This window comes from Pseudomonas nitroreducens TX1 (genome assembly GCF_000313755.1).
GTDB lineage: Bacteria > Pseudomonadota > Gammaproteobacteria > Pseudomonadales > Pseudomonadaceae > Pseudomonas > Pseudomonas nitroreducens_A.
The window spans coordinates 19,571-32,574 of the sequence record NZ_AMZB01000127.1; the positions used below are offsets into that span (position 1 = coordinate 19,571).

A 13,004-nucleotide genomic window follows, 5' to 3' on the forward strand; every position below is an offset into this window, starting at 1 on the left:
TATCAACGGCTGGGTCGGAGTATAACCACGCAGTCAGCGTGACCGAGCGGTCAACCGACCGGCGAAAGTGAAATAGATCACACTTGTCCGTATTGCTGCCCGTGTCGCAGCCAGCGCGCCAGCAAAGGGCTGACCGATTGCGGCCAATGGGCCAGCAGGGCCTGGGCGGCATCGCGCACCGCCGGAAGCAGGTCGGCATCGCGCATCAGGTCGGCTACCTTGAATTGCAGCAGGCCGGTCTGGCGAGTGCCGAGCATTTCGCCGGGGCCGCGCAGTTCCAGGTCCTTTTCGGCAATGACGAAGCCATCGCAGGTCTCGCGCATGATGCCCAGGCGCTCGCGGCCGATCTGCGACAGCGGCGGATGGTAGAGCAGCACGCAGTGACTCGCCGCGCTGCCCCGGCCGACGCGGCCGCGCAGCTGGTGCAGTTGGGCCAGGCCCAGGCGCTCGGGGTTCTCGATGATCATCAGGCTGGCGTTGGGCACGTCCACGCCGACCTCGATCACCGTGGTGGCGACCAGCAACTGCAGCATGCCTTCCTTGAAGGCTTCCATGACCACGGCCTTGTCCGCCGGCTTCATGCGCCCATGGATCAGGCCGACGCGTAGCTCACCCAGCGCCGAGGAAAGTTCCTCATAGGTGGTTTCTGCGGCCTGGCAGGTGAGTTCTTCGGATTCCTCGATCAGCGTGCACACCCAGTAGGCCTGGCGGCCCTCCGCGCAGGCGGCGCGCACCCGCTCGATCACTTCGATGCGGCGGCTGTCGGCCACCAGCACGGTGTTCACCGGGGTACGGCCGGGCGGCAGCTCGTCAAGGATCGAGGTGTCCAGGTCGGCGTAGGCGCTCATCGCCAGGGTCCGTGGGATGGGCGTGGCAGTCATGATCAGCTGGTGCGGGCAGAGCCGCCCGTCGACGCCTTTCTGGCGCAGGGCGAGGCGCTGCTGTACGCCGAAGCGGTGCTGCTCGTCGATGATCACCAGGGCCAGGCGCTTGAACTTCACTTCGTCCTGGAACAGCGCGTGGGTGCCGACGATCATCGGCGCGCCGCCGGCGATCTGTTCCAGCGCGCTGGCGCGGGCCTTGCCCTTGAGCTTGCCGGCCAGCCACGCGACTTCGATGCCCAGCGGCTGCAGCCACTTGGTGAAATTGAGGAAGTGCTGTTCGGCGAGGATTTCCGTCGGCGCCATCAGCGCTACCTGGTAGCCGGCTTCCAATGCCTGCAGGGCGGCCAGGGCGGCGACCACGGTCTTGCCGGCGCCCACATCGCCCTGCACCAGGCGCAGCATGGGTTCGGGTTGGGCAAGGTCGTAGGCGATCTCCGCGCCGACTCGCTGCTGCGCGCCGGTGGGCTTGAAACCGAGGTTCTTCAGGTACAGCGCCGGCAGGCGCTTGGCCGGCGGCAGCTGCGGCGCGGCCTGGGAGCGCACGCTCTCGCGCAGGCGCTGAAGCGACAGCTGGTGGGTCAGCAGTTCTTCGAAGGCGAGACGGTGCTGGGCCCAGTGGCGGCCTTCGGCGAGTTCTTCCAGGTCGGCGTCCGGCGGCGGCCGATGCAGGTAGCGGATGGCTTCGTCCAGCGGGCCCAGGCGGTAGTCGCGGGCCAGCTCCGCCGGCAGCCAGTCCGGCAGGCTCGACGGACCCAGGCGCGCCAGGGTCTGCTCGCTGAGCTGGCGCAGGCGCTGCTGGGTCAGGCCTTCGGTGGTCGGGTAGATCGGTGTCAGCGTCTGCTCCACCGGCGCCGCGGCGGCGTCGGTGAGCGAGCGGTATTCGGGGTGGTAGATTTCCAGACCCGATGCGCCGGGGCGCGCCTCGCCGTAGCAACGCAGATGCGTGCCGCGCTTGAGATTCTCTTTCTGCGCCTGGCTGAAGTGGTAGAAGCGCAGGCTCAATATGCCGGTGCCGTCCTGCAGGCGCACCAGCAAACTGCGGCGCTTGCCCATCACCACGTCGGCGCCGGAGACCACGCCTTCGACCACCGCATCCTGTCCCGGACGCAGCGCGCCGATGGGGGTGATCCGGGTGCGGTCCTGGTAGCGCAGCGGCAGGTGGAAGAGGATGTCCTGCAGGTTTTCCAGGCCGACCTTCGCCAGCTTCTCTTCCAGCGCGGCGCCCACGCCCTTGAGCGCGGTGACCGGGACGTTCGACAGATCGGTCATGCCGGCTCGGCTTCACCCTTGACGGTCGGCTTGGCGACCGAGCACAGGCGGATCGAGTCGGCCAGCACCTCGATGGCGCGCGGCCGCGGGAAGCTGGCGCGCCAGGCGATGGCGACGGTGCGGAAGGGGACTGGCGCACTGAACGGGCGCACTTCCAGCACGCCCGGCGCGTAGTGGTGGCTGTCCACGGCGGAGAACGGCAGCACCGACACGCCAAGGCCGGAGGCGACCATGTGACGGATGGTTTCCAGCGAGCTGGATTCCACCGTGGTGTGCTTGTTCTCGCCGCCCTTGTGGGTGGTCGGACAGGCTTCGAGGACCTGGTCGCGGAAGCAGTGGCCCTCGCCGAGCAGCAGCAGGCTCTTGTCGTTGAGCAGTTCCGGGTCGATGGTTTTCTTCGCGGTCCACGGATGGTCCGCCGGCATCAGCACGTAGAACGGCTCGTCGAACAGCTGCAGGGTCAGCACGTCGGCTTCCTGGAACGGCAGGGCGATGATGATCGCGTCCAGCTCGCCGGTGCGCAGCTTGTCGCGCAGGATGTGGGTGAAGTTTTCCTCGATGTACAGCGGCATCTGCGGAGCGACCCGGTGCAGCTGCGGGATCAGGTGCGGGAACAGGTAGGGGCCGATGGTGTAGATGGCGCCGACCTTGAGCGGCGAGGTCAGCTGGTTCTTGCCGGCCTGGGCCAGCTCGCGGATGCCCTGCGCCTGCTCCAGCACCTTCTGCGCCTGCGCGACTATGCCTTCGCCCACCGGGGTCAGGCGCACCGCACTCTTGCTGCGCTCGAAGATCAGCACGCCGAGCTCGTCTTCGAGCTTCTTCACGCCCACCGACAGGGTCGGCTGGCTGACGTGGCATCGCTCCGCGGCGCGGCCGAAGTGTTGCTCCTGGGCAAGCGTGACGATGTAGCGCAGTTCGGTAAGGGTCATGGCGACTAAGTCCGTTGAGGTGGCCCAAGCATAGCGGCTGCACCGCCGCGAACCAACCGCGCTAAACTTCCGAGCTTTGATTCGCGGAGCCAAGCATGAGCAAGAGCACCTTCCCCAGCCTGATCATCGTCGGTTGCGGCGACGTTGGCAGCCGCCTGGGACGTCAACTGGCCGCCCGCGACTGGCGCGTCCACGGCCTGCGCCGCAACGTCGCCGCGCTGCCGCTGGAAGTGCTGCCGGTGGCCGGCGACCTGGACCAGCTCGAATGTCCCGACACCTGGTCGGTGGGCCAGCTGGACTACCTGGTGTTCTGCGCCGCCGCGACCCAGCACGACGAGGCCGGCTATCGCGCCACCTACGTCGAGGGCCTGCGCAACACCCTTGGCTGGCTGCAACAGCGCGGGCAGCTGCCCAAGCGCCTGCTGTTCGTCTCCAGCAGCGGCGTTTACGCCCAGCGCGATGGCGAGTGGATCGATGAGACCTCGCCCGCCCGGGCCCAGAGCTATTCCGGCAGCGTGATGCTCGAGGCCGAGCAGGTGGCACTGCAGAGCGGCATTCCCGCCAGCGTCGTGCGCCTTACCGGTATCTACGGTCCCGGCCGGGAGTGGCTGCTCAAGCAGGTGCGCGAGGGCTACCGCGTGGCCAGTGAGCCGCCGCTGTACGCCAACCGTATCCATGCCGAGGATGCCGCCGGCCTGCTCGCCGCGCTGCTGGAGGCGGACCGCCGCGGCGTTGCACTGGAGCAGTGCTACCTCGGCGTCGACAACGAGCCGGCGGCGCTGCACGAAGTTGTCGGCTGGTTGCGCGAACATCTGGGCATCACCCATTGGGCTGACGAGCAGACCGTACGTCGCGCCGGCAGCAAGCGTTGCAGCAATGCCCGCGCTCGCGCGCTGGGCTGGGAACCGCGCTACCCGAGCTTCCGCGAAGGCTATGCGGCCATCCTCGCCGGGAAACAGGACTGAGATGGACGCCAACCGACTGCTGGCGCGCCCGTGGTTACCAGGGGTGGAGTTGTTCCATGCGGACTTCTCCGGCCAGCCGTTCGGGCGCCACAGCCATGATGCCTTCGCCATCGGCGCCATCCTCCACGGCGCCGGCGGCTACCAGTGCCGTGGCGCGCACCACGTGCTGCCGGCCGGCACGCTGTCGCTGATGAACCCGGAGGAGCCGCACACGGGCAATGCCGAGTCCGAGCGGCTGGTCTATCGCATGCTCTACATCGAGGAATCGCGCCTGCTGCCGCTGCTCGGGCGCAAGCAATTGCCGCGCGGCTTCCAGACGCTCAATCCGCACGATGACGGCCAGGTGGCGGAGGCGCTGCGGCGTGTCGCCACGGAATTCGAGCGCAACGACGCGCTGGCGCTGGAGAGTGAGCTGCTGGCGTTGCTGGAATTGGTGTTCGTCCGCCACGGAGGCATGCGCGCGACTGCCTCGGCGTCGCGCGACGGTAGCGTCACTGCCAAGCTGCGCGATTACCTAGAAGCGCATTACCGCGAGGCGGTCAGTCTCGAAGCGCTGGCCGCACTGCTGCAGCGCCATCCGCGCCACCTGATCGAAGCCTTCCGCAACGCCTATGGCGTGCCGCCGCACACCTACCTGCTGCAGCGGCGCATCCGCGAGGCCAAGCGCCTGCTGGTGGGCGGCGAGAAGCCGCTGGACGTTGCACTGGCGCTGGGCTTTTACGACCAGGCGCATTTTTCCGGCACCTTCCGCCGCTTCACCGGCGTCACGCCCGGACGTTTCCTGCGCGCCACGCGCACCTGACTTTCTTCCAAGACCGGCGCTCCCCGGAGCTTGCAGACTGCGCGACGCCGCTATTCGGGAGATCGCCATGTTCGCCGCTTTTGCGCTGGTCGCCAGCACTCACTTCGCCGCCCTGCTGTCGCCGGGCCCGGACTTCTTCCTGTTGATCCGCGCCGCATTGCTGCGCGGTCGGCGTCACGCCGACGGCTGCGCGGCGGGCATTGCCCTGGCCAATCTGGCGAGCATGCTGCTGGTGCTCTTTGTCCTCGGTCTGCTGCCAGAAGTGGCGAGCCACGGGCTGCGTGTGGTGCAACTGCTGGGCGGCGCCTACTTCGTCTGGCTGGGCGCGCAGGCCGTTCTGGCGCGGCGAGAGCTGGAGATTCCCACAGAGCTGGGCGAGTTGCGCAGCGGAGGATTTCTGCGGGGTATGCGCGAAGGCCTGCTCGCCAGCAGCCTGAACCCCAAGCTGCCGATTTTCTATACCGGGCTGTTCGGCGTGCTCGGGCAGTTCCACCTGCCGGGCTGGGCACTGGGCGTCTGCGTGCTGTGGATGGGCGCGGTGGTGCTGTTCTGGGACATGGCGCTGGTGCGCATGCTGGACCGCCCACGCTGGCGCGGCTGGCTCAAGCGCCGGGTCACGGCGCTGGACCGCCTTTGCGGCGGCCTGCTGCTGGTGCTGGGTGGCTGGCTGTTGTGGAGCGGGCTGCGCTGACGTTCCACCAATCGCGCCCGCTCGCGCGATCAGTCGCGCTCCAGGGTCCAGACCTTGTTGCCCGGCGCGTACTGCGGCATCTCGTCGGCCTGGGCGCGGTTCACCGCCTCGAACAGTTCCAGCTTGTCGCCGTCGCGTTCGAAGAGGAATTCGCGGCCCTGCTGGCCCTGTTGCAGCCAGATACTGTCGTTGTCGCCGCTCATCGCCGCACAGTCGCCGGCCAGGCACAGCGCATAGCGATCGAAGCCGGGCATGCCTTCGAGGCTGCCGTTGGGCATGAACTTCACCTTGCTGCCCTGGCCCTGGCCTTCCTCGATCACCCAGGTGCCCTTGAGGTAAGCGGCGTACAGGGCGTTCTCGAAGGTGCTGCCAGCCGGGCCCTGCGCGGCGGGCTGCTCCTTGGGACGCAGGAAGCGCTGCTCGGGCCAGTTGTCGCTGCCCACCTGCACCAGTTCCTTGCCGTCCAGTTCGAGGGATTCCTGGTTGCTGCCGTAGAAATCGACGCGGTAGTGCTTGGGGTCGGTCGGGGTCAGCTGGCCTTCGCCCAGCTCGAAGCCATTGCTGAAGGTGGCCTGGCCGGCCTGGGTGTCCAGCTTCCATTCCAGGTTGGGGCCGTAGGCCAGCAGCGCCTCGCGCAGCTTGCCACCCTTGCCGGCGGCGTCGATGGCCGCCTGGTTGACCCAGACGCCGGAAGGGTCGGACGGGGTGCCGGCGCAGCCGGTGAGCAGGCCGGTCAGGGCGCACAGGATCAGGGCGCGACGCATGTTTGCTCCTTGCAGACAAGAGAACGGGGCCGCTGGGGCCCCGTAGGAATCACGTAACGCTTACTCCAGGACGACGATGGCGTCCATCTCGACCTGGGCGCCCTTGGGCAGCGCGGCAACGCCGATGGCGGCGCGGGCCGGGTAGGGCTGGACGAAGTACTTGCCCATGATCTCGTTGACCTTGGCGAAGTGCGACAGGTCGGTGAGGAAGATGTTCAGCTTGGCCACGTCGTGCAGGTAGCCGCCGGAAGCCTCGATCACGGCTTTGAGGTTCTCGAAGACCTGGACGGTCTGCTCTTCGAAGCCCTCGACCAGTTCCATGGTTTTGGGATCCAGCGGGATCTGACCGGAGACATAGACGGTGTTGCCAGCCTTGATCGCCTGGGAGTAGGTGCCAATGGCGGCCGGTGCCTTGTCGGTGTGGATAACGGTCTTGGTCATGTCGACTCCTTGGGGTGGGGATCAGCTGCGCATGCGGGTGATGCGGATCACGCCCTTGAGCGCGCGCAGCTTCTTGATGACGCGGGCCAGGTGCACACGGTCATGCACGCTGACGACGAGCTGGACCACGCTGATGCGACCGTCGCGCTCGTCCATGCTGATCTTCTCGATGTTGCCGTCGGCGGCGTTGACGCTGGTCGCCAGCAGGGCGATCAGGCCGCGCTGGTGCTCCAGCTCGACGCGCAACTCGACGTTGAATTCGCCGGTGACATCCTTGGCCCAGCTGAGCTGGATGCACTTTTCCGGGTTGTGGCGGATTTCGCTGATATTCCGGCAGTTCTCCAGGTGCACGACCATGCCCTTGCCGGCGGACAGGTGGCCGACGATCGGATCGCCCGGGATCGGCGTGCAGCACTTGGCATAGCTGAGCACCAGGCCTTCCGTGCCGCGGATCGCCAGCGGCCCTTCGGCGCTGGGCGCTTCCTCTCCTTCGCTGGATAGCAGGCGGCGCGCGACCACATAGGCCATGCGGTTGCCCAGGCCGATCTCTTCGAGCAGGTCCTCGAAGACTTCCATGCGGTATTCGGTGAGCACGCCCTGGATGCGTTCCTGCGGAATCTTCTCCAGGTGGCTGTCGAAGCCGGCCAGGGTCTTGTTCAGCAGGCGCTCGCCGAGGTTGATCGACTCGGAGCGGCGCTGCAGCTTGAGCGCGTGGCGGATGTGCGTGCGCGCCTTGCCGGTGACCACGAAGTTCAGCCAGGCCGGGTTCGGCCGGGTGCCCGGCGCGGTGACGATTTCCACCGTCGCACCGCTTTGCAGCGGTTCTGACAGCGGTGCCAGGCGGCGGTTGATGCGACAGGCGATGCAGCTGTTGCCCACGTCGGTATGCACCGCGTAGGCGAAATCCACCGCCGTGGAGCCTTTGGGCAGCTCCATGATGCGGCCCTTGGGCGTGAAGACGTAGACCTCGTCCGGGAACAGGTCGATCTTCACATTCTCGATGAATTCCAGCGAGTTGCCGGCGCGTTGCTGCAGTTCGAGGATGCCCTTCACCCACTGGCGGGCGCGGGCGTGGGTACCTTTCTGCGCTTCCTCTTCATTGGACTTGTACAGCCAGTGCGCGGCGATGCCGTGGTTGGCCATCTCCTCCATCTCGCGGGTGCGGATCTGGATTTCGATGGGCACGCCATGCATGCCGAACAGCGTGGTGTGCAACGACTGGTAGCCGTTGGCCTTGGGAATCGCGATGTAGTCCTTGAAGCGACCGGGGAACGGCTTGTACAGGTTGTGCACGGCGCCGAGTACGCGGTAGCAGGTGTCGACCTTGTCGACGACGATGCGGAAGGCGTAGACGTCCATGATCTCGTTGAACGCCTTGCGCTTGCCGCGCATCTTCTTGTAGATGCTGAAGAGGTGCTTCTCGCGGCCCAATACCTGGCCTTCCATGCCTTCGCGGGCAAGGCAGTTGACCAGCGATTCCTGGATCTTGCCGACGATCTCGCGGCGGTTGCCGCGGGCCTTCTTCACTGCCTGGCGGATACGCTCGGAGCGCATCGGGTGCATGGCCTTGAAGCCCAGGTCCTCGAACTCCACGCGCATGCTGTGCATGCCCAGCCGGTTGGCAATGGGCGCGTAGATTTCCAGGGTTTCCTTGGCGATGCGGCGGCGCTTCTCGCCGGACAGCACTTCCAGGGTGCGCATGTTGTGCAGGCGGTCGGCCAGCTTCACCAGGATCACGCGAATGTCGCGCGCCATGGCCATGGCCATCTTCTGGAAGTTCTCGGCCTGCGCCTCGGCCTTGGACTCGAAGTTCATCTGGGTCAGCTTGCTGACCCCGTCCACGAGTTCCGAGACGGTTTCACCGAACTGCGCGGTGAGCGCTTCCTTGGCGATGCCGGTGTCCTCGATCACGTCGTGCAGCATGGCCGCCATCAGGCTCTGATGGTCCATGTGCATGTCGGCGAGGATATTGGCGACGGCGAGCGGGTGGGTGACGTAGGCCTCGCCGCTGCGGCGGCGCTGCCCGTCGTGGGCCTGCTCGGCGTAGTAGTAGGCGCGGCGGACCAGGTTGACCTGGTCCGGGCCCAGATAGCTCGACAGACGATCAGCGAAGGCGTCTATGCTCGGCATGGGTCGACCCCCTGCCGCGCGGCCAGCTTTAATGCACCGATTCGTCGGTCGGACATCGACTTACAGGGCCTCGTTGTTGGCCTCGTCTTCGAAGGCAGCGAACAGCGGCTCTTCTTCAACCACGTCCTCCAGCTGAACGATTTCGTTGTCGATCAGGCCGGAAGCGATTTCGCGCAGCGCGACGACGGTGGGCTTGTCGTTTTCCCACGGTACCTTCGGCTCCTTGCCGCCGGTGGCCAGCTGACGCGAACGCTTGGTGGCGAGCATGACCAGCTCGAAACGGTTATCGACGTTGTCCAGGCAGTCTTCAACGGTGACGCGGGCCATGGTGTTCCTCGTACTGAAATGTAGGCCCGGAAAATGCCGGGCGGACTGGATAGTCTAAAAAATCGCCAATCTTTATGGAAGTGCCTTCTCTCGGCGACTTCAGGCCAGCAGGCGTTGCAGCAGCTCGGTGTGGCGTTGCTGCTGGGCGTCCTGGCGCAGCTGGCGGGCGCGGAAGATCGCCTTGAGGTCTTCCAGCGCGTGGGCGAAATCGTCGTTGATCACCAGGTGATCGTATTCCACATAGTGGCTCATTTCGCTGACGGCTTCCTGCATGCGACGCTCGATCACCTCATCGCTGTCCTGGCCGCGATTGGTCAGGCGCTGGCGCAGCGCTTCCTGGCTCGGTGGCAGGATGAAGATCGACTGCGCCTGGGGCATCAGCCGGCGTACCTGCTGTGCGCCCTGCCAGTCGATCTCCAGGATCAGGTCGTTGCCTTCGGCGAGGGTCTTCTCGACCCAGCGCTGGGAGGTGCCATAGAGGTTGTCGAAGACTTGCGCGTGCTCGAGGAATTCGTTGCGCTCGAGCATGGCGCGGAAGGTGTCGTGGCCGACGAAGTGGTAGTTCACCCCGTCCACTTCGCCCGGACGCATGCCGCGGGTGGTGTGGGAGACGGAGACGCGCACGCTGGGCATGACGTCGAGCAGGGCCTTGACCAGGCTGGTCTTGCCGGCGCCCGACGGCGCGGAAACGATGTACAGGGTGCCGGACATGGCGCTTTCCTGGAGTTGCGGTGGATTGGGGCCGGATGCGTCCGGCTTACTCGATATTCTGCACCTGTTCGCGCATCTGCTCGATCAGGACCTTGAGGTTGACCGCAGCCTGGGTGGAGCGCGGGTCGAAAGCCTTCGAACCTAGAGTGTTGGCCTCGCGGTTGAGTTCCTGCATCAAAAAGTCCAGGCGTCGGCCGGCGGCGCCGCCGGCCTTGAGCACGCGGCGTACTTCGGTGACGTGGGTAGTCAGGCGGTCCAGTTCCTCGGCGACATCGCTCTTCTGGGCCAGCAGAACCATTTCCTGTTCCAGGCGCTGCGGGTCGAGCTCTGCTTTCATCTCGGTGAATCGGTCGAGTACTTTCTGGCGCTGGTTGGCGAGCATTTCCGGCACCAGTTGGCGCAGATTGGCGACGTCTTCCTGCATGGCGGTCAGGCGCTCTTCGATGATCCTTGCCAGCTCAGCGCCTTCGCGGGCGCGGCCGGCCTTGAGTTCGTCCAGTGCCTGGGTGAAGGCGGCCAGGGCACTGGCGTTGAGCGCCTGCGGGTCGGCGGCATCGCCCACCAGCACGCCGGGCCAGGCCAGCACGGCCAGCGGGTCGAGCGGGGCGGGCTGCCGGATCAGTCCGGCGACGGTCTCGGCGGCGGCAACCAGTTGCGCGGCGCGCTCGCGGTCGACCTGCAGCGGCTTGCCGGCGTTTTCCTCGTTGAAGCGCAGGGTGCACTCCACCTTGCCGCGCGACAGGCCCTGGCGCAGCGCCTCGCGCACCGCGCCTTCGAGGTCGCGGAAGGCTTCGGGCAGGCGCAGGTTGGGTTCCAGGTAGCGGTGGTTGACCGAGCGCAGCTCCCAGCTGAGGGTTCCATGGGTGCTGGCGCGCTCGACGCGGGCGAAGGCGGTCATGCTGTGGACCATGGAGTCACCTCTCAAAAAGGGCTGGGAAAACGGCCGACAGGTCGTCGGAAACCGGTAATTGTACCCCAGCGTAGCGCGCAGCCGCACGCCGGCGGTGGTTGCGCCCGTCCGCTGGCCTCTATAATGGCGGACATTCCCCCGCCAGCAATCTGTACAGGATGCCTCCATGAACCGTCCCAGTGGCCGCGCCGCCGACCAACTGCGCCCGATCCGTATCACCCGCCATTACACCAAGCACGCCGAGGGCTCCGTGCTGGTCGAGTTCGGCGACACCAAGGTGATCTGCACCGTCAGCGCCGAGTCCGGTGTGCCGCGCTTCCTCAAGGGCCAGGGCCAGGGTTGGCTGACTGCCGAATACGGCATGCTGCCGCGCTCCACCGGCGAGCGTAACCAGCGCGAAGCCGCGCGCGGCAAGCAGGGCGGCCGCACCCTGGAAATCCAGCGCCTGATCGGCCGCTCCCTGCGTGCCGCGCTGGACCTGTCCAAGCTGGGCGAGAACACGCTGTACATCGACTGCGATGTGATCCAGGCCGACGGCGGCACCCGCACCGCCTCGATCACCGGCGCCACCGTGGCACTGATCGATGCCCTGGCCGTGCTGAAGAAGCGTGGCGCGCTCAAGGGCAACCCGCTCAAGCAGATGGTTGCTGCGGTTTCCGTGGGCATGTACCAGGGCGAGCCCGTGCTCGACCTGGATTACCTGGAGGACTCCGCCGCCGAGACCGACCTGAACGTAGTCATGACCGATGCCGGCGGCTTCATCGAAGTCCAGGGCACTGCCGAAGGCGCACCCTTCCAGCCGGCTGAACTCAATGCCATGCTGGAGCTGGCGCAGCAGGGCCTGCGCGAACTGTTCGAGCTGCAGCGCGCCGCGCTGGCAGACTGACCCGGCGGGCGGCCAGCCCGCCCGATCCTCAAGTGCAAGGAGCGAAAGGATGAGCGACGAAGTACCGGTACAGCAGGTTCAGCGGAGCCAGGAGGCCCGCCAGTGGGCGATGTTCTGCCACTTCGCCGCCTTTCTCGGCTTCATCTTTCCGTTCGGCAACCTGCTCGGGCCGCTGATCGTCTGGCAGATCAAACGTGAATCGGACCCGTTCGTGGACCGTCAGGGCAAGGAAGCGCTGAACTTCCAGATCACCGTGAGCCTTGCGGTAGTAGTCAGCTGCCTGCTGATGCTGGTGGTGATCGGCTTCTTCCTGCTGGGGCTGGTGAGCATTGGCGCGCTGGTGCTGACCATCATTGCCGGGATCAAGGCCAACGAGGGGCTGGATTACCGCTATCCCTTCACCTGGCGCCCGATCAAGTAATCCCGGGCATGAAAAAGCCGGCGCTAAGCCGGCTTTTTTCTGTCCGCCGAGGGCGTACGAACCGGGACTCAGATGCTCAGCGTCCAGTCGTAATCGACGATCAGCGGCGCATGCTGCGAGAAGCGCGGCTGGCGCGGCAACTTGGCGTTGCGCACGAAGCGACGCAGACCCGGCGTGAGGATCTGATAGTCGAAGCGCCAGCCCAGGTTGAGCAACTCGGCCTGTTCGCTTTCCGGCCACCAGCTGTACTGGTCGCCTTCGCGGTTGACCTCGCGCAGGGCGTCGACGTAGCCCATGGTGCCGAAGATCTCATCCATCCAGCCGCGCTCCGGCGCCATGAAGCCCGGAGATTGCTGGCATTCGCGCCAGTTCTTCACGTCCAGCTTCTGGTGCGCGACGTACAGCGAGCCGCAATAGATGTATTCGCGGCGCTTGCGGCGCTGCTTGTTCATGTACTGGGCGAAATCGTCCATGAACTTGAACTTGTGGTTCAGGTTCTCGTCCCCTTCCTGCCCGGTAGGCAGCAGGAGAGTGGCGATACTCACCTTGTCGAAATCGGCTTGCAGGTAGCGCCCGTAACGATCGGCCATCTCGAAACCCAGGCCGCTTATGACAGCCTTGGGTTGCAGACGGCTATAGATTGCGACGCCGCCCTGACTGGGCACTTCGGCATCGCAGGCGTACAGGAAGTAGCCATCCAGTTGGTAGGACGGGTCATCCAGATCGAAAGCGGAGGCGCGGGTATCCTGCAAGCAGATCACGTCGGCATTCTGGGCTTGCAGCCAACTGAGCAAACCACGCTCGGCTGCAGCCTGAATACCATTCACGTTCACACTGATGATCCGCATAAATGGCCCCCAAAATCACGTGTGTG

Annotated in this window: 14 protein-coding genes; 5 read left to right on the plus strand and 9 right to left on the minus strand. The window is 66.0% G+C overall.

What is annotated here, in order from left to right:
• Positions 1 to 77: 77 nt before the first annotated feature.
• On the minus strand, positions 78 to 2,153 hold the full coding sequence (gene recG / locus C167_RS0123195) for an ATP-dependent DNA helicase RecG (RefSeq protein WP_017520698.1): 2,076 nt from the start codon (positions 2,151 to 2,153) through the stop codon (positions 78 to 80).
• A complete protein-coding gene (locus C167_RS0123200; RefSeq protein ID WP_017520699.1) occupies positions 2,150 to 3,082 on the minus strand; it encodes a hydrogen peroxide-inducible genes activator in 933 nt (310 codons plus the stop codon). The genes recG and C167_RS0123200 overlap by 4 nt, the downstream gene beginning before the upstream one ends.
• A gap of 95 nt (positions 3,083 to 3,177) precedes the next feature.
• Here C167_RS0123200 and C167_RS0123205 point away from each other — a divergent pair, with 95 nt between their 5' ends.
• The 3 genes from C167_RS0123205 to C167_RS0123215 all read left to right on the plus strand — a co-directional run bounded on the left by C167_RS0123205 (position 3,178) and on the right by C167_RS0123215 (position 5,540).
• Entirely contained in the window at positions 3,178 to 4,047 is an 870-nt protein-coding gene (locus C167_RS0123205) for an NAD-dependent epimerase/dehydratase family protein (RefSeq protein WP_017520700.1), read from the plus strand.
• Between the two features lies 1 nt (position 4,048).
• On the plus strand, positions 4,049 to 4,849 hold the full coding sequence (locus C167_RS0123210; protein ID WP_017520701.1) for a helix-turn-helix transcriptional regulator: 801 nt from the start codon (positions 4,049 to 4,051) through the stop codon (positions 4,847 to 4,849).
• 67 nt (positions 4,850 to 4,916) lie between these two features.
• Positions 4,917 to 5,540, plus strand: a complete 624-nt coding sequence (locus C167_RS0123215) for a LysE family translocator (protein ID WP_017520702.1) — start codon at positions 4,917 to 4,919, stop codon at positions 5,538 to 5,540.
• A 29-nt stretch (positions 5,541 to 5,569) separates the two neighbouring features.
• On the opposite strand, the gene C167_RS0123220 is transcribed toward C167_RS0123215, so the two are convergent.
• The 6 genes from C167_RS0123220 to C167_RS0123245 all read right to left on the minus strand — a co-directional run bounded on the left by C167_RS0123220 (position 5,570) and on the right by C167_RS0123245 (position 10,823).
• On the minus strand, positions 5,570 to 6,304 hold the full coding sequence (locus C167_RS0123220; RefSeq protein WP_017520703.1) for a hypothetical protein: 735 nt from the start codon (positions 6,302 to 6,304) through the stop codon (positions 5,570 to 5,572).
• A gap of 60 nt (positions 6,305 to 6,364) precedes the next feature.
• The gene (locus C167_RS0123225) at positions 6,365 to 6,745 is read right to left on the minus strand and encodes a RidA family protein (protein ID WP_017520704.1); all 381 of its coding nucleotides are present in this window, start codon (positions 6,743 to 6,745) and stop codon (positions 6,365 to 6,367) included.
• Positions 6,746 to 6,766: 21 nt separating this feature from the next.
• On the minus strand, positions 6,767 to 8,875 hold the full coding sequence (gene spoT / locus C167_RS0123230; protein ID WP_017520705.1) for a bifunctional GTP diphosphokinase/guanosine-3',5'-bis pyrophosphate 3'-pyrophosphohydrolase: 2,109 nt from the start codon (positions 8,873 to 8,875) through the stop codon (positions 6,767 to 6,769).
• A 60-nt stretch (positions 8,876 to 8,935) separates the two neighbouring features.
• The gene (rpoZ, locus tag C167_RS0123235) at positions 8,936 to 9,202 is read right to left on the minus strand and encodes a DNA-directed RNA polymerase subunit omega (protein ID WP_017520706.1); all 267 of its coding nucleotides are present in this window, start codon (positions 9,200 to 9,202) and stop codon (positions 8,936 to 8,938) included.
• 99 nt (positions 9,203 to 9,301) lie between these two features.
• Positions 9,302 to 9,913 carry a guanylate kinase gene (gene gmk / locus C167_RS0123240; RefSeq protein ID WP_017520707.1) on the minus strand — a complete coding sequence of 204 codons (612 nt, stop codon included), beginning with the start codon at positions 9,911 to 9,913 and terminating at the stop codon, positions 9,302 to 9,304.
• Between the two features lie 46 nt (positions 9,914 to 9,959).
• Positions 9,960 to 10,823: a YicC/YloC family endoribonuclease gene (locus C167_RS0123245; protein WP_017520708.1), complete on the minus strand. Its 864-nt coding sequence runs from the start codon at positions 10,821 to 10,823 to the stop codon at positions 9,960 to 9,962.
• 166 nt (positions 10,824 to 10,989) lie between these two features.
• On the opposite strand from C167_RS0123245, the gene rph reads away from it, so the two are divergent.
• Both rph and C167_RS0123255 read left to right on the plus strand, forming a co-directional pair.
• The gene (gene rph, locus C167_RS0123250) at positions 10,990 to 11,709 is read left to right on the plus strand and encodes a ribonuclease PH (RefSeq protein ID WP_015479557.1); all 720 of its coding nucleotides are present in this window, start codon (positions 10,990 to 10,992) and stop codon (positions 11,707 to 11,709) included.
• A 49-nt stretch (positions 11,710 to 11,758) separates the two neighbouring features.
• Positions 11,759 to 12,130 carry a DUF4870 domain-containing protein gene (locus tag C167_RS0123255; RefSeq protein WP_017520709.1) on the plus strand — a complete coding sequence of 124 codons (372 nt, stop codon included), beginning with the start codon at positions 11,759 to 11,761 and terminating at the stop codon, positions 12,128 to 12,130.
• A gap of 68 nt (positions 12,131 to 12,198) precedes the next feature.
• Here the strand turns inward: C167_RS0123255 and C167_RS0123260 are convergent, their stop codons facing one another.
• A complete protein-coding gene (locus tag C167_RS0123260; RefSeq protein WP_017520710.1) occupies positions 12,199 to 12,978 on the minus strand; it encodes an exodeoxyribonuclease III in 780 nt (259 codons plus the stop codon).
• Positions 12,979 to 13,004 lie beyond the last annotated feature (26 nt).